At 65.2% G+C, this 19,463-nt stretch carries 15 protein-coding genes; 5 read left to right on the top strand and 10 right to left on the bottom strand.

Translation table 11 applies throughout. The features are described from left to right. Window positions 1-128 precede the first annotated feature (128 nt). A complete protein-coding gene (locus ACF66B_RS17330) occupies window positions 129-1,202 on the top strand; it encodes an AraC family transcriptional regulator (RefSeq protein WP_111429739.1) in 1,074 nt (357 codons plus the stop codon). Between the two features lie 243 nt (window positions 1,203-1,445). Further along, window positions 1,446-3,947 (top strand): arylsulfatase, encoded by a 2,502-nt coding sequence (locus ACF66B_RS17325; RefSeq protein ID WP_111429740.1) that lies wholly within the window; start codon window positions 1,446-1,448, stop codon window positions 3,945-3,947. A gap of 301 nt (window positions 3,948-4,248) precedes the next feature. Here ACF66B_RS17325 and ACF66B_RS17320 read toward each other — a convergent pair whose 3' ends face one another. From ACF66B_RS17320 to ACF66B_RS17290, 7 genes are all read right to left on the bottom strand, one after another. Next, window positions 4,249-4,470: a hypothetical protein gene (locus ACF66B_RS17320; protein ID WP_111429741.1), complete on the bottom strand. Its 222-nt coding sequence runs from the start codon at window positions 4,468-4,470 to the stop codon at window positions 4,249-4,251. A gap of 151 nt (window positions 4,471-4,621) precedes the next feature. Further along, window positions 4,622-5,092 carry a 23S rRNA (pseudouridine(1915)-N(3))-methyltransferase RlmH gene (rlmH, locus tag ACF66B_RS17315; RefSeq protein WP_111429742.1) on the bottom strand — a complete coding sequence of 157 codons (471 nt, stop codon included), beginning with the start codon at window positions 5,090-5,092 and terminating at the stop codon, window positions 4,622-4,624. A 13-nt stretch (window positions 5,093-5,105) separates the two neighbouring features. Further along, on the bottom strand, window positions 5,106-5,495 hold the full coding sequence (gene rsfS, locus ACF66B_RS17310; RefSeq protein ID WP_392663406.1) for a ribosome silencing factor: 390 nt from the start codon (window positions 5,493-5,495) through the stop codon (window positions 5,106-5,108). 165 nt (window positions 5,496-5,660) lie between these two features. Further along, entirely contained in the window at window positions 5,661-6,575 is a 915-nt protein-coding gene (locus tag ACF66B_RS17305) for a carbon-nitrogen hydrolase family protein (protein WP_111429743.1), read from the bottom strand. Next, a complete protein-coding gene (locus tag ACF66B_RS17300) occupies window positions 6,572-7,174 on the bottom strand; it encodes a GNAT family N-acetyltransferase (RefSeq protein WP_111429744.1) in 603 nt (200 codons plus the stop codon). Before ACF66B_RS17300 ends, ACF66B_RS17305 begins: the two co-directional genes overlap by 4 nt. Window positions 7,175-7,233: 59 nt before the next feature. Continuing rightward, entirely contained in the window at window positions 7,234-8,517 is a 1,284-nt protein-coding gene (locus ACF66B_RS17295) for an amidohydrolase family protein (protein WP_111429745.1), read from the bottom strand. A 76-nt stretch (window positions 8,518-8,593) separates the two neighbouring features. Further along, the gene (locus ACF66B_RS17290) at window positions 8,594-10,423 is read right to left on the bottom strand and encodes an ATP-binding cassette domain-containing protein (protein ID WP_111429746.1); all 1,830 of its coding nucleotides are present in this window, start codon (window positions 10,421-10,423) and stop codon (window positions 8,594-8,596) included. Window positions 10,424-10,613: 190 nt separating this feature from the next. Here ACF66B_RS17290 and ACF66B_RS17285 point away from each other — a divergent pair, with 190 nt between their 5' ends. The 3 genes from ACF66B_RS17285 to trpE all read left to right on the top strand — a co-directional run bounded on the left by ACF66B_RS17285 (window position 10,614) and on the right by trpE (window position 16,347). Continuing rightward, entirely contained in the window at window positions 10,614-12,884 is a 2,271-nt protein-coding gene (locus tag ACF66B_RS17285; protein WP_162683257.1) for an ATP-binding protein, read from the top strand. A 75-nt stretch (window positions 12,885-12,959) separates the two neighbouring features. Then, entirely contained in the window at window positions 12,960-14,825 is a 1,866-nt protein-coding gene (locus ACF66B_RS17280) for a peptidylprolyl isomerase (RefSeq protein ID WP_111429748.1), read from the top strand. Window positions 14,826-14,832: 7 nt separating this feature from the next. Beyond that, window positions 14,833-16,347 carry an anthranilate synthase component I gene (trpE, locus tag ACF66B_RS17275; RefSeq protein WP_111429749.1) on the top strand — a complete coding sequence of 505 codons (1,515 nt, stop codon included), beginning with the start codon at window positions 14,833-14,835 and terminating at the stop codon, window positions 16,345-16,347. 22 nt (window positions 16,348-16,369) lie between these two features. Here the strand turns inward: trpE and glmM are convergent, their stop codons facing one another. The 3 genes from glmM to ACF66B_RS17260 are packed head-to-tail and all read right to left on the bottom strand — an operon-like array spanning window position 16,370 to window position 19,406. Next, complete coding sequence (glmM, locus tag ACF66B_RS17270) at window positions 16,370-17,710, bottom strand: phosphoglucosamine mutase (protein ID WP_111429750.1); 1,341 nt, start codon at window positions 17,708-17,710, stop codon at window positions 16,370-16,372. A gap of 5 nt (window positions 17,711-17,715) precedes the next feature. Beyond that, on the bottom strand, window positions 17,716-18,735 hold the full coding sequence (gene folP, locus ACF66B_RS17265) for a dihydropteroate synthase (RefSeq protein ID WP_111429987.1): 1,020 nt from the start codon (window positions 18,733-18,735) through the stop codon (window positions 17,716-17,718). After that, window positions 18,735-19,406 (bottom strand): HAD-IA family hydrolase, encoded by a 672-nt coding sequence (locus ACF66B_RS17260; RefSeq protein WP_111429751.1) that lies wholly within the window; start codon window positions 19,404-19,406, stop codon window positions 18,735-18,737. The genes folP and ACF66B_RS17260 overlap by 1 nt, the downstream gene beginning before the upstream one ends. Window positions 19,407-19,463 lie beyond the last annotated feature (57 nt).

The following is a 19,463-nucleotide window of genomic DNA, read 5'->3' as shown; positions in this document are numbered from 1 at the left end:
CCCGGGTCCCCCCCCGTTACGCTCGATCCGGCCCGGCTCGTTGTCGGTTCCGAATTGCCGAAGATCATTGTCGGTGGCGATTCGCCCCACTAGACTTGGTCGGGCAAGCAACCAGCGGATATTCGGTGATGGCGCAGACGGTTCCCCTGATCCGCACGGCAGCACTCGTGCCCTGGGTGCGCTGGCTGCGTGAGAACGGCCGGCCCGTCACGCAGCGGCTCGAGGCGGCGGGCCTCGCGTTCCTCGATCTCGAAGAGCCGAACTCCCCGGCCCCCCTGCTCCTCCTGCTCGACTTCATCCGCCAGCAGGCGGACACGGAAGGCATGGACATCGGCTGCCGGGTGGTGACCGAAACCAGCGTCGTGGAGCTCGCCAATCTCGGCCTTGTCGCCCTGACGGCGGAGACGCTCTACGATGCCTTCACGCGCGTGAGCCGGCACATGCCCCGGCACTGCTCGCATGAGGTGCTCACGGTCGAGGAGCACGCCGACTGGGTGACGGTCTGCGAGTTCTGGCATTTCGACTTCGATGCCACCACCCTGCATCTGATCGAGCAGTATGTGGCGGCCTTGCTTCACAGCATCTGCCGGCTGGCGCGGACCCCCGGACCTTGCGGCATCACCTATTCCCTGGTGCCGCATCCCGAAGCCGGGCTGGCGCATCTCCGGCCCTGGCTCGGAGACAGGCTGGAGGCCGCATCCGCACCGAGACTTTCCCTGCAGGTTCCGCGCGCGGTGGCCCAGGCCAGGCTCCCTGCCTTCGAGCTCTCCGACAGCGACAAGATATCCCTCACGACCGATTGGGCAAGGTTGCGGGAACGCGGCATTCTTGCCGACTCGCTCGAGGTCACGATCATGAGCATGCTCCCGGAGGCGAGGATCACCGCCGACCTTCTGGCGAAATGCGCCGGAATGACGACCAGAACGCTCCAGCGCCGCCTCGAGGATGAAGACACCAGCGTTTCCGACCTGATCGACAGAACCCGGCGCCGGATCGCGCTGGAGAGGCTTGAGGCAGGAGACTCCAACCTTTCGGAGCTGGCAGCCGCCTTGGGCTACACGAACCCGTCGGCCTTCACCCGTGCCGTCCGGCGCTGGACGGGCCAATCGCCGCGGACCTTTCGCATGACGGGCCAGCATGCCGCCTCGAGCCGGCCGCGCCAGGGCACGGCCGCTGAATCTGCTACGGATTCGCTTGGGTAAGCCCCCGCACTTTTTGGCGCGGAAGGATAAGCATGAGCGAATTTCCGCTTCGGCGCTCACTCTGCCGTGACTACAAAGAGTTCGATTCTGAAGAAGATGAGCGGGCGCCCGGCGACTTTCCGGAGCGTGGTTATTGGGTCAATTCGTCTTGAATACAACGGAGCGCGGCTCTTTTGGCTTCGCCTGTCCTCCGGCCAACCCGCCTGTCTTCGCCGGAACACCACGGCTTGTGGAGGCTCTACTATGCGCACTTTGAACGGGTTCGTCGCCCTGTTTGCCGGAGTTGTCCTGTTCGGGCAGATGCCCGTACCGGCTTCAGCCGAAGCAGCGGCGGGATCCCCCGATGCAACCCGAACCCTCGACGGGGCGCAGCTCCCGCCGCCGCCCTTGCCCTTCGGCGGCAAGATCGAGCGGGACGCCCTGCATTCGACACCCTGGTGGTCGCCGCGCGTCGTGCCACCGAAGGACGCCCCGAACGTCCTTCTCATCATCACGGACGATGCGGGCTTTGCCGTGCCGAGCACCTTCGGCGGCGTCATTCCCACCGAGACGATGGATGCTCTGGCGCAGGAAGGCCTGAGCTACACCAACATTCACTCGACCGCGCTCTGCTCGCCCACCCGCGCCGCGCTGATCACCGGCCGGAACCACCATTCGGCCGGGTTCGGCGTCATTTCCGAACAGTCGACCGGATATCCCGGCTACAACAGCATCATTTCCGAGGACAAGGCGACGATCGGCCGCATCCTGCTCGACAACGGCTACAATACCGCCTGGTTCGGCAAGGATCACAACACGCCGGCCTTCCAGGCCAGCCAGTCCGGGCCCTTCAGCCAGTGGCCGACCGGCTTGGGCTTCGAGTATTTCTACGGCTTCGTCGGTGGGGACGCCAACCAGTGGCAGCCGAACCTCTTCCGCAACACGACCCAGATCTATCCGTTCGACGGGCAGGAAGGAGAGTGGAACCTCATCACCGGCATGGCGGATGATGCGATCGACTGGATCACCCGGATGCACCAGATCGATCCGAGCAAGCCTTTCCTCGTCAAATACGCCCCCGGCGCCACCCACGCCCCGCATCACCCGACCAAGGAATGGGTCGAGAAGATCGAGGCGATGCATCTCTTCGACGATGGCTACGAGGCGCTGCGCGCGACGATCTTCGAGAACCAGAAGAAGATGGGTCTGGTGCCCGAGGATGCGACCCTGACACCCTGGCCGAACGAAGTCCTCAAACCCTGGGATGAGCTCAGCGACACCGAGAAGAAGCTCTTCATCCGCCAGGTCAACGTCTTCGCCGCCTATGCCGCCTATTCCGACCACGAGATCGGTCGCGTCATCCAGGCGGTCGACGACATCGGCGAACTCGACAACACGCTCGTCATCTACATCAACGGCGACAACGGCACGAGCGCCGAGGGTGGCCCGCTCGGCACACCGAACGAGGTCGCCTTCTTCAACGGCCTGAACGAGATCCCGGCCGACGTCCAGATGAAATGGTACGACGTCTGGGGCACCGAGGAGACCTACAACCACATGTCGGCGGGCTGGTCCTGGGCCTTCGACACGCCGTTCGACTGGTTCAAGCAGAATGCCTCGCGTCTCGGCGGCATCCGGCAGAACATGGTCATCTCCTGGCCGAATGTCATCACCGACAAGGGGGGCCGGCGCGAGCAGTTCATGCACGTGATCGATGTCGTGCCGACGATCCTCGAGGTCTCCGGCATCCCGGCGCCGGAAGAGGTCGATGGGGTCAAGCAGGCGCCGATCGAGGGCACGAGCTTTGCCTATACCTTCCCCAAGGAGAACGCCGAGGAGCCGTCGCATCACCACACCCAGTATTTCGAGATGATGGGTCAGTGGGCGCTCTACAATGACGGCTGGCTGCTCAGCACCAAGGTCAACCGCGCGCCCTGGCAGGCATTCGGCCCGGCCAACCCCGACCCGCTGAACAATCAGGTGCTTCAGCTCTACGATCTCAACACCAACATGAACCAGACGGACGACATCGCCGCAGAGCATCCCGAGAAGGTTGCGGAGATGAAGGAACTCTTCATCAAGGAAGCCGAGAAGTATCAGGTCTTCCCGCTCGATGCCTCGGTTGCGGCACGCATCGTCGCCCCGCGTCCGAACATCACCGCGGGCCGGACCGAGTTCGTCTACACCAGGCCGATGGTCGGGCTGCCGCAGGGCGACTCGCCCCTGCTGCTGAACACCTCCTACACCATCACGGCCGATATCGAGGTTCCCGAAGGCGGGGCCGAGGGCATGATCCTGACCTCCGGCGGCCGGTTCGGCGGCTATGGCTTCTACCTGCTCGAAGGCAAGCCGGTGTTCCTGTGGAACATGGTCGACCTGAAGCGGATCAAGTGGGAAGGCACCGAGGCTCTGGCGCCGGGCAAGCATACCCTCGAGTTCGACTTCACCTATGACGGTCTGGGGGCCGGCACGCTGGCCTTCAACGACTTCGATGGCGTTGGACGCGGTGGCACCGGAACGCTCAAGGTGGACGGCAAGGAAGTGCAAAGCCAGAAGATGGACAAGACCCTGCCGATGATCCTGCAGTGGGACGAGTCCTTCGATATCGGCTCCGACACGCTGACCGGCGTCAACGATGCCGACTACAAGCCGCCCTTCGCACTGACGGCCAAGCTCGACAAGCTCACGATCAATGTCGATCGGCCGCAGCTTTCCGACGCCGACAAGGCGAAGCTCGAGGCGGCCATGCAGAAGGCCAGCGACTGAGAGGATCTGCCGGGCGGGCGCTCATGATGGCGTCCGCCTGGGAGAGAAATTGATCCGGGTCGGAGTGGCTTCGGCCCGGATCGTCACGCAAGTGAACGGAGAGACCGGCTGCCGGTCGATCGCATCAGTGGCGGAACAGATAGGATCACGCCACCAGCCGCAAAACAGCGATGATAGTTCAGAGAGATCCGGCCGCGTGACGGGAGAGACCCGCTCTCAAGCCACGGATAGCTGTTCCCAAAAGCCCGCAAACCCCCGGCGGTCAACAGACCGCAAACTGCATTCAGCTCTTCCGCTGCACTCAGGCGGCGGGTTCCATCCAGCTCTGAAGCTCCGTCATGATTTCAACCCGCACCCCGGTATCGAGGGCGTTGAGTTCCTGATGGGCTTCCCGCACCACTGAAACACTCGGATCGCGAGCGGCCTTCGCAACGGCAGCAGAGCATGGATGCTCCGCTCCAAGCCTTGCAGAGACAATCGCATTGAGTGTCGTGAAAAAGCGGTCTTCGACTTCGATGTCCATAGCTTCCTCCACGCATCCGCCGAGTCTCAAATGGCCCGGTCTGTATTGCGGGAAAGGTTAAGCACGCTGACCTGATGGGTCAATCATGGATGCGCCTGCAACCCTGAATACGGGGTCACAAAGTATTGCTCTCCAATAAATGGAACCAAATTCACGCCCGGTGATAGGGCGCGCCGGCGAGGATCGATACTGCACGGTAAAGTTGTTCACTCACCATCACACGCACAAGCATGTGCGGCCAGACCATCGGCCCGAGAGACAGCCTGAAATCCGCTGCATCGCGAAATTCCCGCGTGAGGCCATCCGCGCCACCAATGACGAGCGCAAGATCGCGCACACCGGTATCCGCCCAGCGGCGCAGGGTGTCGGCGAAATCGGGAGAGGAGAGAGTGCGGCCGCGCTCGTCCAGCACCGCGGTAACGGCGCCCTTCGGAAGGGCCGATGCCAGAAGGCGCGCCTCTTCGGCCTGGCCACCGCCCTTTCTCGCCTCGACCTCTACCACCTGTACAGGCCCAATCCCGAGCGCACGCCCCGCCCGATCGAAGCGCGAAAGATAGTCTGAAATCATCTCGTTCTCCGGCCCGGCGCGAAGGCGCCCGACCGCGAGCAGTGTTATGCGCAAGGTCCCGTCCGGATCAGCGAGCGTCTGCGGACTTGGGCGGCTGCCACATCTTCTCGAGCTGGTAGAAATCGCGCACTTCCGGCCGGAACAGATGCACGATGACGTCGCCCGCATCGATGAGCACCCAGTCACCGGCTTCCTTGCCTTCAGTACGCACGGTCACACCATGCTCCTGCTTCAGGCGCTCGGCGAGCTTCTCGGCAATCGCGGAGACCTGACGCGACGAGCGGCCGGTAGCGATCACCATGTGATCGGCCATCTCGGATTTTCCTGCGAGGGGAATCGTCGTCACGTCTTCGGCCTTGTCGTCGTCGAGCGAGGCCTGGATCGTGGTCAGCAGCTCTGTGCTACTGGATTGTTCCGGAATCGGGTGAAACACCGCATCCGGGTTGGCGGTATCCACCGCCGTAGTATGCTGAGACAGCGCGGATTCCTCCGTTCATCGCGCCGCTCCTGCCCGGCGCCGGCCTATTCAATGTAGGACAGAACGGTTAATTTCTCAAGTGGCGCAACCGATCATGGTGAAGACCGCCCTGGCGGCGGGCGGAACGGCACCCGCATTCACGGATCACCCTGTCGTCGCCTGGTCGGCATCCGCCGCGCCGAGACGAACCGTCTCGACCTCCGCGGGCCGCTCATCCTGCTCCGGCCAATGCTTCATGTTGAAGACGGCACCCGTTTCACGGACCTCCCGGATGGCGTCGAGGGACACGTCGGCATAGACCCACCCGGCCTCGCCGACCTTGCCCTGGGCAATCACGCCGTCATCGGGAAATCCGCCGTCGGGCGGACCGTAGATCGCCGCGGCGCCGACATTCACATCTGCCGCTGCGAGCCATTTGGCATCACCGATCGTCGGGGCCTGCACCACGACGCACTGGCCTTCGAGCGCCCGCGCCATGGCGCCTATGCGCACCCGCCAGTAGCCCTGCATCGTATCGGTGCAACTCGGCACCAGGAGGATCTCCGCGCCGGCCTCGACAAGCCTGCGCGCCAGCAACGGAAATTCGGAGTCGTAGCAGATGAGGATGCCGATCCGGCCGAGCTCGGTGTCGAAGATGCGCAGGGCATCGCCGTGACCGATCCCCCATTCCTCGCGCTCGAAGCGCGTCATGATCATCTTGTCCTGATGACCGACCGAACCGTCCGGCGCGAAGAGGCGCGCCCGGTTGGCAGGCAGACGATCGGGCCGCCGGGCCGGCGCGGACCCTGCGCAGATATGGACACCGAACTCGCGCGCGAGTGAGGCGTGAAGACTGTCCACGTCCGGCAGGCGCGCCTGCACAGCTTCGATGGATCGCGCGAGATCGCCCGCGATTTCCGCCTCGGCGAGGCTCGCAAGCTCCATGGAGGCATATTCGGGAAAGACAAGCAGTTCGGCGCCCTGATCCCGTGCCGTCCGGGTCCAGACCCGCAGCTTGCCGACGTAATCGTTCCAACGGTTGTGCCAATCAATCGGATAGGCCGCGGCCGCAATCTTCATGGCTGATCCTCCCTCAGGCCGCGGATCCAGAACTGGAGCGGCTTTTCGGTTTCCACGGCATCGCCGTGATCCTTCCACCGGAAACTCGCGACAGCGCCGGGGAGCCTGGCATAGCCGCGATGGGTCCAGAATCCGTCGTGCGGCGTGTAGCCGGCCGGGCGTGCCGGATGGTCGTCGGCCCGGATCACCGCACAGAATGCCGACCAGTCGCGGCCCAGCGCCCGGGCATGCGCCTCACGGTGGTCAAAGAAGCGGCCGCCGATTCCGCGGCCGCGATATTCGGGAAGCAGGACCGACTCCGCGCAATAGAAGATGGTTTCGATCGGCATCGGCTGGTCTGCAAAGGCCCCGGCAAAGTCGTCGGCATGATCCTCCATCGGCGTGCCCGTCGAGGCTCCGACAAGCTGCGTGCCATCCCACGCGCCGACGACGATCGCACCGGGGCTGTCGCGATAGGCCGCGAGATAGCGGCGCTCGTACTCCATGTCGCCGTCGTAGAGATAGGGAAATTCCGCAAAGACGCGGATCCGGAGCGTGGCTACATCATCCAGATAGGCCTCGATCTCGGCCCGGCTCATCGGCGCGACGCGCAGCGTCATCGGTCATCCTCCCTGCCGCCGGGCTATCGCCGCCCTGCGCGGGGCGGACTCTCTCCGCTTCAGCCGCCGGGTGCAAGCCTCAGATCAACCTCGGCGGGACGTCCGGGCAGCGAGAGCCGCGACGCCACTCGCGCCTTCCGCGCAACGACCCGGCCCTTCGAGATCACGAAGCGCCGTTCGGCCCGGAGCCGGATTGCCTCGATCGGATCGCCCGCATCGAGCACGACGAGGCTTGCAATGGCGCCCCTCTCGAGCCCGTAGCCCTCAAGGCCGAGGATCGCCGCGTTCTCTTCCGTTACCATGGCAAAACAGGCGCGCATCTCCGCCGGGCTTGTCATCTGGGCGACGTGGAGCCCCATGAAGGCCACATCGAGCATGTCGGCCTTGCCGAGCGAATACCAGGGATCGAGGACACAGTCCTGCCCCCAGCCGACGCGGATGCCATGGGCGCGCATCTCCGGAACGCGCGTGAGGCCGCGCCGCTTCGGGTAGGTGTCGTGCCGTCCCTGCAGGACGATGTTGACGAGCGGGTTGGGAATGGCCGCGACACCGGCCTCGGCCATCAGCGGAAGGAGTTTCGAGACATAGTAGTTGTCCATCGAGTGCATCGAAGTCAGGTGGCTGCCCGACACCCTGCCCTCCAGGCCGAGCCGCGTTGTCTCGAAGATCAGCTGTTCGATATGTCGCGAGAGCGGATCATCGGTCTCGTCGCAATGCAGATCGACCGGAAGGCCGCGCGCATCGGCAATCTCGCAAAGCTCGGTGACGGAGGCGCGACCCTCCTCCATGGTCCGTTCGAAATGCGGAATGCCGCCAACGACGTCGACGCCGAGATCGAGCGCACGCAGAAGGTTCGCCCGCGCACGGGGATCGCGGTAGAAGCCATCCTGCGGAAAGGCGACGAGCTGAAGGTCGAGATAGGATCTCACGGTTTCCTTCACCGCGAGCAGCGCCTCAACGCCGACGAGGCGATCGTCGCAGACATCGACATGGCTCCGGATTGCGAGAAGGCCCTGGGACACGGCCCAGTCACAATAGGAAAGCGCCCGCTCCGCCACGGCCTCCGGCGTGAGCCGGGCCTTGAGTTCGCCCCAGAGCGCAATCCCTTCGAGCAGCGTCCCGGATGCGTTGATCCGCGGATTTCCCCAGGAGAGCGTCGCATCCATATGGAAATGAGGATCGACGAAAGGCGCGGAAACGAGACAGCCTGCCGCATCGAAGGTTTCTTGCGCCGGGGCGTCGATGGAGGGCGCGATCTCGGCAATCCGGCCATCCCGGATCGCGACGTCGGCCCGGCGCCCATCGGGCAGCACGCCCCCCTTCACGAGTATGTCGAGTTGCATCTGGCGCTCATACGGCTGGCAGGTTTGGCCCGTACAATGCGGGCTTGCCGCCTCTTGCGCAACGCTGCCGCCGGGCTCAGCCTTCGCCGGCCTCGCGCAGCGTCTCCAGCTCGAGCCATTCCTCCTCCGCCGCGGCGAGCGCTGTCTGTCGCTGAACAAGCGCTTCAGAGGCCTTGGCGAATTTCGCGGGCTCGCGGGTAAAAAGCGCGGGATCTGCCATGAGTTCCTCGAGCTTGGCGATCTCGGCTGCAAGCCGATCCATTTCCGCGGGAAGGGCCGCGAGCCGGTGCGATTGGGTGAAACTCAGGCCTTGCGCGCGAGGGGCCTGCGGCTTGGGCCTGGGCGCGGCCGCTTTCGGCTTCGCGGCGGCGGGCGCGGCTCTTGCCTCCGTCGCCGTTTCACCCCGCTGCGCGCGATAATCGCTCCACCCCCCGGCATAGAGCGTGGCGCGGCCATCGCCTTCCATCGCGATGGTCATCGTCGCGATCTGATCGATGAAATCCCGATCGTGGCTCACGAGCAGAACCGTGCCTTCGTAATCGGCGATCAGTTCGACGAGCAGATCGAGCGTCTCCACGTCGAGATCGTTGGTCGGTTCGTCGAGCACGAGCAGGTTCGTTTCCCGCGCCATGAGCCGCGCAAGCAGGATGCGCGCCTTCTCGCCGCCGGAAAGCGCCGAGACCGGGCCACGCGCCTGCGCCTCGTCAAAGAGAAAATCCTTCAGGTAGCCCACGACATGACGCGGCCGCCCGCGCACCATGACCTGGTCGCCGCGCCCGGAAACACCGATTTCCGAATCGCCGTTGAGCGTCTCCCAGAGCGTCGCGTCCGGATCGAGCGCCGCACGGTTCTGATCGAAGACGGCCATTGAGAGGTTCGTGCCGAGCCGCACCCGCCCGCTGTCAGGGGAGAGTTCGCCGGTGAGCATCTTGAGGAGCGTGGTCTTCCCGACCCCGTTCGGCCCCACAAGCGCCACGCGATCCCCGCGCTGCACCTTGATCGAGAAATCCTTCACGATCGTGCGGCCACCGAACGCCTTGGAGATGTCGTCCGCCTCGACGACAAGCTTTCCGGATGGAGCCGAGCCTTCGAATTCCATCCGCGCCGTGCCCAGACGCTGGATCTGGGCCCTGCGCTCGGTCCGCATCTCCGCAAGCCGCCGCACCCTGCCCTGATTGCGCTTGCGGCGCGCGGAGATCCCCTCGACCGCCCAGCGCCCCTCGGACTTGATGAGCCTGTCGAGCTTGTGGCGCGCGACATCCTCTTCCTCATATGTCTTGTCGCGCCATTCCTCGAAGGCGGAAAACCCTCGATCGAGGCGACGCACCTCGCCCCGGTCAACCCAGAGGGTCCGGTCGGTGAGGTTGCGCAGGAACGCCCGGTCATGGCTCACGCAGACGAAGGCCGCACGGCTCTCGCGAAGATGCGCCTCGAGCCAGGCGATGGCCTCGATGTCGAGGTGGTTCGTCGGCTCGTCGAGCAGCATGAGATCCGGGGCGGAGGCAAGGATCTGCGCCAGTGCGGCCCGCCGCCGTTCGCCGCCCGATGCGCGCGCAGGATCGATCGCGGCGTCGAGCTTCACGCCCTCCATGGCGATCTCCGCACGCCAGTGCTCGGCCGGATCGAGACCCGCGGAGGCAAAATCCCCGAGCGTCGCGAAACCGGCGAAGTCGGGATCCTGCGCCATGTAGCCGACGGCGCGGCCCGGCTGAAGAAAGCGCTCGCCCGTGTCGGGCTGCACGCGGCCCGCCATCATCTTCATCAAGGTCGACTTGCCAGACCCGTTCCGTCCCACGAGCGCAATGCGCTCACCGGGATGCACGGCAAGCGCGGCGCCGTTCAGCAGAGGCGTTCCGCCGAAGGTCAGGCTGATATCGTTCAGGGTCAGGATCGGGGGCTCGGCCATGTCGCGACGCCCTAGAACGCCGGCAGGCAGGCGTCAACATGCATCGCTTGCGGCGGCGATGCCGAAGCCATCTGGACATCGTTTATTCGTTACCGCTTTCTTAACTCGATGCCGCAAATTGTACCCGTCCAGACGACTCGGGCTTGCGCAAACCCGCAGGGCAGATCTTCTATGCGTTGCAAGAGGGCGCATGTTCCAGGGACTGAGAGATTCAGAGGCGGTACGGAAACGCACGCATTTTCTGCGGCGCGGCCTGTTCGTGATCGGCATCATCTTTGCCGGCGGCTTTGTGGCCTTCTGGGTGCTCTTCGGTGATCTTCGGCGGCTGGAAACACGGCTCACGACGCAGAACACTGCGCTTCTCACCGAGATGCTCCACTTCGAGCGCGCGACCGGCTACGGCGGTTTCATCCATAATTTCAAGAACGCGGTCCTGAGGCCGCAGGAAACCGATTATCTCGACGGAGCCACCCGGAATCTCGCGGATGCGCTCGACGCGCTTGCCGGCATCCAGGATCTCGCCCGGGCGACCGGAACGGACATCGACCTGACGCCAACGCGGGAGACCCTTCTGCGCTATGGAAGCATGATCGAAATCCTCCGCAGCACTCCGCCCGGAACGCTGACCGCACGCGAGCTCGATGCGCTCGTCCGGGTCCCTGACATCGAAGCCATCCGAAACCTCTCCGAGTTGGTGGCGTCAGCGCGGCTCAGCGTCTATGCGCGCCTTGACCAGATCGAAACGCGGATCCTGCGACTGAGCCTGTTCGCGGCCGCGGCGAGTTCGGCACTGCTTGCGGGCTGGATTGTCGTGCTTGCAATCCTGCGGCGGCGCGAGACGGATGCGCTCTTTGCCATCGAGGCGGCAAGTGCCCGCGTTCAGATGGTGCTCGATACGACGACAAACGGCATTATTGCTCTCGACAACAACCGGCAGATCGTCACCGCAAACACCGTGGCCCGGCAGATGCTCGGTCTCGCGGACGGGCCATTCCCCTACCCATGGCCTGATACCATCACCTTCCTTCGCGCCGAGGATCTGCAGCCGCTTGATGCCTCCGCGGATCCGATCCGCCGGGCGCTCGCGGGAGAACGCCTGCGCGGAGAGATCAACCTGATAACCAGGGGCGACAGCACGACGATCCGTTACGTGCGCCTCTCGAGCGGGGAGACCACCACACCCCGCGGCAACGAACGGCCCGATGTTCCGATCCGCGTGGTGATCGTGCTCGACGATGTCACCGAACAGGAAACGAACCGGCAGAAGTTCGAGCGCGCAAGTCGCCTCGATGCGCTCGGCCAGCTCACCGGCGGCATCGCGCATGATTTCAACAACATTCTTGCCGCGATCATGTATTCGCTCGAGCTCTCGCTTGCCGACCCTCTTCCGGGCAAGACCCGCGAATGGCTGGAGCGGGCAAAGAACTCGGTCAAGCGCGGGGCCGATCTCTCCCGCCGGCTGCTTGCCTTCGCCAAGCGCAATCCTGCCCTGGCCAGCACCAAGCCCGTCGTGGAAGTCCTGCGCGAGATGAAGTTGCTCGTCCGGCCGACAATCGAGGAAGCCGTCGAGATCGTGATCGAATGCCCCGACGAGAGCCTCGCGGTCCATTGTGACCAGGGGCAGCTCGAGAACGCGCTGCTCAATCTCGTGCTCAACAGCCGCGATGCCATCCTTCAGGGAGAAACCGGCGACCGCATCCTGATCTCTGCCCGCGCCGTGGAACGCCCGGACCAAAAGGGCATGACCGGGTATGAAACCGGCACGGCCTTCGGCGACCTCGTCGGCGGGGCGCGCGCAGGCGGTAATCACCAGCGCTATGTCGAGATCTCGGTGACCGACAACGGGCGCGGCATGACCGATGAGGTGAGGCGCCGTGCCATCGACCCGTTCTTCACCACCAAGGGCAGCACCTCCGGCAGCGGTCTCGGGCTCTCGATGGTCTACGGCTTCATCGAACAGTCCGAAGGGGAGCTCCGCATCTATTCGGAGGTGGGCCACGGCACGACAATCCGGATGCTTCTGCCCCGCGGGCTCTACGAGGGCGATCGGGACAACCCGGCGGAGCGCCTTCCGGTGCCGATGGGCCGGTCCGAGCGACTGCTGATCGTGGAAGATGATACGAGCCTCCTCGCGATCATGCAGGAGATGGTGACCGCGATCGGCTACCGTCATGTCTCGGCGACCTCAGGGCGCGCGGCGCTCGACCTGATCGACGCGGGCGAGGAGTTCGATCTCCTTCTTACCGACATCGTGATGCCCGGCGGTATGGGGGGCTACGACCTTGCCCGCCGGGTCCGCGATCGGCGCCCGGATGTGCCGATTGTCTACATGTCGGGCTATGCCGGCCTCTCGCAGACCAGCATGGGCGGTGTCGTCGCTCCCTCGATCCAGAAGCCTTGCTCCGCGGCTGATCTCGCCCGCGTACTGAGATCCGGCCTCAACGGTGCGCGCGGGACCTGAGCCGCCCTTGTCACCCGCTCGGCCACGTCATAGAACCCTCCGGCACGTATCTTTCCGGGACCGATTGGCCGCCAGATGCTCAGATCTTTTCGAAACAAGCGCTCCAGCGTACTGGTCTGGATCCTCATGGTCCTGCTCGTGGTCGGCCTCGCCGGTTTCGGCATCGGTGTCGGGGGTGGCCTCACGACCCAGGACGTCGCCCGCGTCGGCGACCAGAAGATCACGGCGGACCAGTACGGCCGGGCCGTCGATCAGCAGATTCGCCGTATCTCGGCACAGATCGACCGCAATCTCACGATGTCCGAGGCGCGCCAATATGGCATCGACCGGCTCGCCCTCATCCAGCTCGTGAACGACGCGGCACTTGATGGCGAGGCCGAGCGGATCGGTCTCTCCGTCGGGGATGACGCCGTGCGTGATGAGCTTCGCCAGATCCCTGCCTTCCAGGGCAGCGACGGCTTCGACCGGGCCGCGTATCTCTACAGCCTCGAGCGGATCGGCATGAATGCCGGTGAATTCGAGGAAGACATCCGCCGCGAACTCGCGCGCGGGCTGCTGGCAACGAGCGCCGCATCTGCGGCCGCCATGCCCGCCGCGGCCACGGATGTGATCCTCGAATATGTCGGAGAAATGCGCAGCTTCGGCTGGATCACACTCGACGAGAGCATGCTCGATACGTCGATCCCCGAGCCGGACGAGGCCGCACTTGCCGCCTTCCATGACGCCCACGCCGAGACCTATACCCGTCCGGAGACGCAGAAGATCACCTATGCGATCGCGTCGCCGGAACGCATCGCCGCGAACATCGAGGTCCCCGAGGACGAGCTTCGCGCCGCCTACGACTCCGGCAAGGCTCGTTTCACCACGCCGGAGCGTCGGCTTCTCGACCGCATCGGCTTCCGCACGAACGCCGACGCCGCCGAAGCCAAGTCACGGATCGATGCCGGCACCGCGACCTTCGACGAGATCGCCGAGGAACGCGGGCTTTCTGCCGCCGACACCGATCAGGGGCTCGTGGAAGCAAGCGCCCTGCCAGCGGATGCGCGCGAGGCTGTCTTCGGCCCCGCCGAACCGGGCATCGTCGGTCCGGTTCCCTCGCCGCTCGGGCCGTCGCTCTATCGGATCAACGCGATCCTCGCCGCTCAGGTGACGCCCTTCGAGGACGCGCGCGAGACGCTCCGCCAGGAGCGCGCGCAAGCCGAGGCGCAGCGGCAGATCCACGACGATCTCACCCATATCGAGGATCTGATCGCGGGCGGCGCGACGCTCGAGGAAATCGCCGACGAGACGGTGATGCAGCTCGACAAGATGGACTACACCGAGATCTCGACCGATCCGGTGGCCACGGACCCTGCCTTCGGCAAGGCGCTCCAGGATGCGCGCGAGGGCGAGGAGACGGATCTTGTCGAACTCGCCGACGGCTCCTACCTGAGCCTGCGCGTGGATGCGGTCGAACCGCCTGCAGTGATCCCGCTCGACGAGATCCGTGATCAGATTGCCGCCGACTGGCGCTCGGCGGAACTGACGGCCGCGCTCGGCCAGAAGGCTTCCGCGCTTCAGGACGAGATCGCCGGCGGCAGGAGCCTGAGCGATATCGCAACCGAACTCGGCACCGAGCTGCACGACGCCGGCCCGATGGCACGGAGCGACACGCTTGCCGAAACGCCGCCGCGCCTTGTCGCCGACATTTTTGCCGCGGACGCCGACGGCACGGTCGTCGTCGATGACGTGAACCGTGTGATCCTCGCCCAGCTCACCGAAATCGCGCCGCCTGACCCGACGGACGAGCGCCTCGCAAACCTGCGCACCTCCGTGTCAGCCCAGTTCGCCCAGCAGGCACATGACGACCTGCGGGAGCTCTACACCACGGCGCTTCGTGACGAGGCCGGGGTGCGCCTCAATCAGAGCGTGATCGATTCCACCCTCGACCGTTTCCAGTGACAGCCAGATGAACCTCTTTCCCAGCGCAGACGCATTCGCCACAGGTTTCGAGGCCGGCCGGAATCAGGTCGTCTGGACCCGGCTCGTCGCTGATCTCGATACTCCCGTCTCCCTGATGCTGAAGCTCACCGAGGCGCGCGAGAACAGCTTTCTGCTCGAAAGCGTCACCGGCGGCGAGATCCGCGGCCGCTACTCGATCATGGGCATGAAGCCCGACCTGATCTGGCAGTGCCGGGGAGAGAGCGCCCGGATCAACCGCTCGGCCCGCTTCGATGCCGATGCCTGGAGCGACGAGACGTCCGATCCCCTCGATAGCCTGCGCGGCCTCATCGCGGGATCCCGGATTGAACTTCCCGAAGAACTGCCGCCGATGGCCGCCGGCCTCTTCGGCTATCTCGGCTACGACATGATCCGCCTTGTCGAGCATCTGCCGAACATCAACCCCGATCCGCTCGGCCTGCCGGATGCGGTGATGATCCGCCCCTCCGTGATCCTGATCGTCGACGGTGTGAAGGGCGAGGTCACCATCGTGAGTCCGGCCTGGGCGAATTCCGGCCTCTCGGCGCGCGCAGCCTACGCGCAGGCCGCCGAGCGCGTGATGGACGCGGTGCGCGATCTCGATCGCACCCCGGTTTCGGCAGGCGACGCACGGAGCGTGCCGGCGGACGTCCAGCCAGTTTCGAACACGACGCCGGCCGAATACAGCGCCCTCGTCGAGAAGGCGAAGGAATACATCGTTGCCGGTGACATCTTCCAGGTTGTCCCGTCGCAGCGCTGGGCCCAGCCCTTCGCCCTGCCGCCCTTCTCGCTCTACCGGGCGTTGCGACGGACGAACCCCTCGCCCTACATGTTCTACTTCAATTTCGGCGGATTCCAGGTGATCGGGGCCAGCCCCGAAATTCTCGTGCAGGTTCAGGGCAGCCGCGTGACCATCCGCCCGATTGCCGGCACGAGACCGCGCGGCGCGACCCCCGCCGAGGATCTTGCCAACGAACAGGATCTTCTCGCCGATCCCAAGGAGCGCGCAGAGCACCTCATGCTGCTCGATCTCGGTCGCAACGATGTCGGCAGGGTCGCACGGATCGGCACGGTCGATCCCAACGAGCAGTTCATCATCGAGCGCTACAGCCACGTGATGCACATCGTCTCCAACGTGAACGGCGAGCTGGCCGAGGGTGAGGATGCGCTTTCCGCACTGCTTGCCGGGCTGCCGGCCGGAACCGTCTCCGGCGCGCCCAAGGTCCGCGCCATGGAGATCATCGACGAGCTCGAGACCGAGAAGCGCGGTGTCTATGGCGGTGGCGTGGGTTATTTCTCCGCCGGCGGCGACATGGACATCTGCATCGCGCTCCGCACCGCGGTGGTGAAGGATGACACGCTCTATGTCCAGGCGGGCGGTGGCGTCGTCTATGACAGCGTGCCGGAGGCCGAGTTCCAGGAAACGGTCAACAAGTCGAAAGCGCTGTTTCAAGCCGCAAAGGATGCGGTGCTGTTTCTGGGCACACGCGCGGGCGGCAACTGAAGCCGCCCGCCCTTCGCCAGCTTCAGGCGAAGCGCATCACTTCCGCCTCGATCTCGCCGATCACGCTGTCGAGCAGCGCAGGATCCTCGCATTCGCCCATGATCCGCACCAGCGGCTCCGTGCCCGACTTGCGGATCACCAGCCGCCCGCAGCCATTGAGCCGCGCCTCACCCGCCTTGATCGCGGCCTGAACGCTTGCAGCTTCGAGCGGCGCCGCCCCCTTGTGGTAGCGCACATTGGTCAGCACCTGCGGATAGGCGGTGAAGACGCGCGCGAGCTCGCTCGCAGGACGCCCGGTCTCGACCATGGCCGCCAGGAACTGCAGCCCCGCGATCAGACCGTCACCCGTGGTGACATGATCGGTCATCACGATATGCCCCGACTGCTCGCCGCCGAGGTTGTAGCCGCCGCGGCGCATTGCCTCGACCACATAGCGATCCCCGACAGCCGTTCGCAGCAGGCGGAGCCCCTTCCCGCTCAGGTGGCGCTCGAGGCCGAGGTTGGACATGACGGTCGCAACCAGCGTGTTCTGCGCAAGCTGCCCTGCCGCAGCCCAGCGCTCGGCAATCAGCGCCATGAACTGATCGCCATCGGCGAGCGTGCCGTTCTCGTCAATGATGAGGACACGGTCGGCATCTCCATCAAGACAGATGCCGAGATCGGCACCATGGGCACAGACCGCCTCCATCGCGGCCTGCGGGCGGGTCGATCCGCAATCCTTGTTGATGTTGTAGCCGTTGGGATTGACCCCGATCTTCACCACCTCGGCACCGAGCTCCCAGAGCACTTCCGGAGCCGTCCGGTAGGCCGCACCGTTGGCGCAATCCACCACGATCTTCAGCCCGTCGAGCCGCAGCCCGCGGGGCACCGTGGTCTTCGCGTATTCCATGTATCGCCCGCGGCCATCGTCGATCCGGGTCGCCTTGCCGATCTCCGAAGGTTCGGCGAGCCCGGGCGCCTCCGCCATTGCAGCCTCGATCGCCTCCTCGGCGGCATCCGACAGCTTGAACCCGTCAGGCCCGAAGAACTTGATGCCGTTATCCTCGTAGGGATTGTGCGAGGCGGAGATCATCACGCCGAGATCGGCGCGCATGGAGCGCGCGAGCAACCCGATTGCAGGCGTCGGCACCGGCCCGACGAGAAAGACATCCATGCCCACGGAGGTAAAACCCGCGGTCAGCGCGTTTTCAAGCATGTAGCCCGAACGGCGTGTGTCCTTCCCGATCAGCACCCGGTGTCCGTGATCGCCGGTGCGGAAATACCGCCCTGCCGCCTGCCCCAGCCGCAGTGCAAGATCCGCGGTCATGGGATGATCGTTGGCCCGCCCACGTATACCGTCGGTGCCAAAAAACTGCCGTGCCATGTGCCTCAAGCCTCCTGGGTGAACCCGTTCAGGGCCTCCCAGAGAGACACGGCCTGCCGGGTTTCTGTCACATCATGAATACGTAGCACCTGCACGCCCTGCCGCAAAGCTTCGAGCGCCACGGCGATCGACCCCGGCATCCGCCGATCGGGCGCGGCCTCACCCGCAATCGTACCGATGAAGCGCTTGCGCGACACCCCGAGCAGGATCGGGCAGCCGAGCCCGTGAAAGATCGAGAGATTGCGCAGCAGGACAAGGTTGTGCTCCAGCGTCTTGCCGAAGCCTATGCCCGGATCGACCAGGATCCGGGAGCGCGAAATGCCCGCAGCCTCGGCTGCCCGAACCATGCCCTCCAGGGCGTGATAGACCTCGAGCAGGACGTCATCGTATTCCGGCGCGTCCTGCATCGTCTTCGGATCGCCGCGGGCATGCATGAGACAGACAGGCATGCCACGCTCGGCTGCGAGACCGAGACTGTGGGCGTCATGCGTGAGGGCCGACACATCGTTGAAGAGATCCGCCCCGACCTCGAAGGCCGCGCGCGCAACAGCGGCCTTGCGCGTATCGACCGAAACCGGAGCGGCAATTCCACCGGCCCGAAGCGCACGGATCACCGGCACCACGCGGGCGATTTCTTCCGCTTCGGGAACCTCGTCCGCCCCGGGCCGGGTCGACTCCCCGCCGATGTCGATGATGTCCGCCCCACCCTCGACCACACGATGCGCCTGGGCGAGCGCATCCTCGAGCGCGAGATGCCGCCCGCCATCGGAAAAGCTGTCCGGCGTCACATTGAGAATGCCCATGAGGCGCGGCCGCTCGAAGCCAAGGCCACAGATCTGCGCGCGAGGCGCGGTAAGGCGCAGCCGCACGGTTTCGGGAAGGACCGAAACCGGCGCGAACTTTGGTGCCTGACCGAATTCATGCAGCGCGACACTGTCGAACCAGAGCGGCCCTCCGGCCAAGGACAGCGCCTCGGGCGGCCTCGGTCCGTTGCTCCGGACCAGAGGGCGGAAGCAGATCGGCATCATGCGCGTTCCGGCTCCGCCCCCAGAACCTGCCGCACCAGCCCCGGCAACTCGTCGAAATGCTCGAAGATCGCCACGGCGGGCAGGCTGTCGAGCGGCACGTGGCAGTAGCCCCTGGCATGGAGCAGAAAGGGAACTCCGGCCGCCGCTGCGGTTGCGGCATCTGTCTCGCTGTCACCGACATAAACCACTGGCCCCTCCGGAAGCTGATCCGCGGCATGCCAGAGCATGGCCGGATCCGGCTTCAGGACATCGAGGCTGTCGCCACCGGTAAACCCATCGACGGGCGGTCGCAGATCGAGCGCGGTCAGGATCGCCTCGGCCGGTGCGTTGGATTTCTGCGTGCAGACGGCGAGCCCGTGGCCATCCGCCGCGAGGGCGGCAAGCGCATCGCGAACGCCCGCATAGGCCTCGGTACCGGTCACGGGATCGGCAAAGTAGATCTCGCGATATCGCGCAAGGCAAGCCTCATGACCCACGCCCGGCACGCCGCCCGTGGCCGCGAGCACCCGTTCGACAAGCTTGGAGATCCCGTTGCCGACAAATCCCATCACCTGCGCTGGCGGCAACGGATCACGGCCGAGTTCCGCGAGCAGCGCATTCGCCGCGGCGGCGAGGCTCGGCACCGAGTCAACCAGCGTGCCGTCGAGGTCGAAAACGATCCGGGCCATTACCGGCCAACCTTGCTGAAACAGAACACGACTTCAGACTCCCCAAGCCATTTCACG

It is taken from the genome of Amaricoccus sp. B4 (genome assembly GCF_043226085.1).
GTDB lineage: Bacteria > Pseudomonadota > Alphaproteobacteria > Rhodobacterales > Rhodobacteraceae > Amaricoccus.
This window is presented reverse-complemented; position numbering and strand designations above follow the sequence as displayed.

What these genes read in the sequence shown, in the direction of transcription:
- ACF66B_RS17330 (WP_111429739.1), top strand. Translation starts at nt 129, where the DNA reads ATGGCGCAGACGGTTCCCCTGATCCGCACGGCAGCACTCGTGCCCTGG.
- ACF66B_RS17325 (WP_111429740.1), top strand. Translation starts at nt 1,446, where the DNA reads ATGCGCACTTTGAACGGGTTCGTCGCCCTGTTTGCCGGAGTTGTCCTG.
- ACF66B_RS17320 (WP_111429741.1), bottom strand. Translation starts at nt 4,470, where the DNA reads ATGGACATCGAAGTCGAAGACCGCTTTTTCACGACACTCAATGCGATT.
- ACF66B_RS17305 (WP_111429743.1), bottom strand. Translation starts at nt 6,575, where the DNA reads ATGAAGATTGCGGCCGCGGCCTATCCGATTGATTGGCACAACCGTTGG.
- ACF66B_RS17300 (WP_111429744.1), bottom strand. Translation starts at nt 7,174, where the DNA reads ATGACGCTGCGCGTCGCGCCGATGAGCCGGGCCGAGATCGAGGCCTAT.
- ACF66B_RS17295 (WP_111429745.1), bottom strand. Translation starts at nt 8,517, where the DNA reads ATGCAACTCGACATACTCGTGAAGGGGGGCGTGCTGCCCGATGGGCGC.
- ACF66B_RS17290 (WP_111429746.1), bottom strand. Translation starts at nt 10,423, where the DNA reads ATGGCCGAGCCCCCGATCCTGACCCTGAACGATATCAGCCTGACCTTC.
- ACF66B_RS17285 (WP_162683257.1), top strand. Translation starts at nt 10,614, where the DNA reads ATGTTCCAGGGACTGAGAGATTCAGAGGCGGTACGGAAACGCACGCAT.
- ACF66B_RS17280 (WP_111429748.1), top strand. Translation starts at nt 12,960, where the DNA reads ATGCTCAGATCTTTTCGAAACAAGCGCTCCAGCGTACTGGTCTGGATC.
- trpE (WP_111429749.1), top strand. Translation starts at nt 14,833, where the DNA reads ATGAACCTCTTTCCCAGCGCAGACGCATTCGCCACAGGTTTCGAGGCC.
- glmM (WP_111429750.1), bottom strand. Translation starts at nt 17,710, where the DNA reads ATGGCACGGCAGTTTTTTGGCACCGACGGTATACGTGGGCGGGCCAAC.
- folP (WP_111429987.1), bottom strand. Translation starts at nt 18,735, where the DNA reads ATGCCGATCTGCTTCCGCCCTCTGGTCCGGAGCAACGGACCGAGGCCG.
- ACF66B_RS17260 (WP_111429751.1), bottom strand. Translation starts at nt 19,406, where the DNA reads ATGGCCCGGATCGTTTTCGACCTCGACGGCACGCTGGTTGACTCGGTG.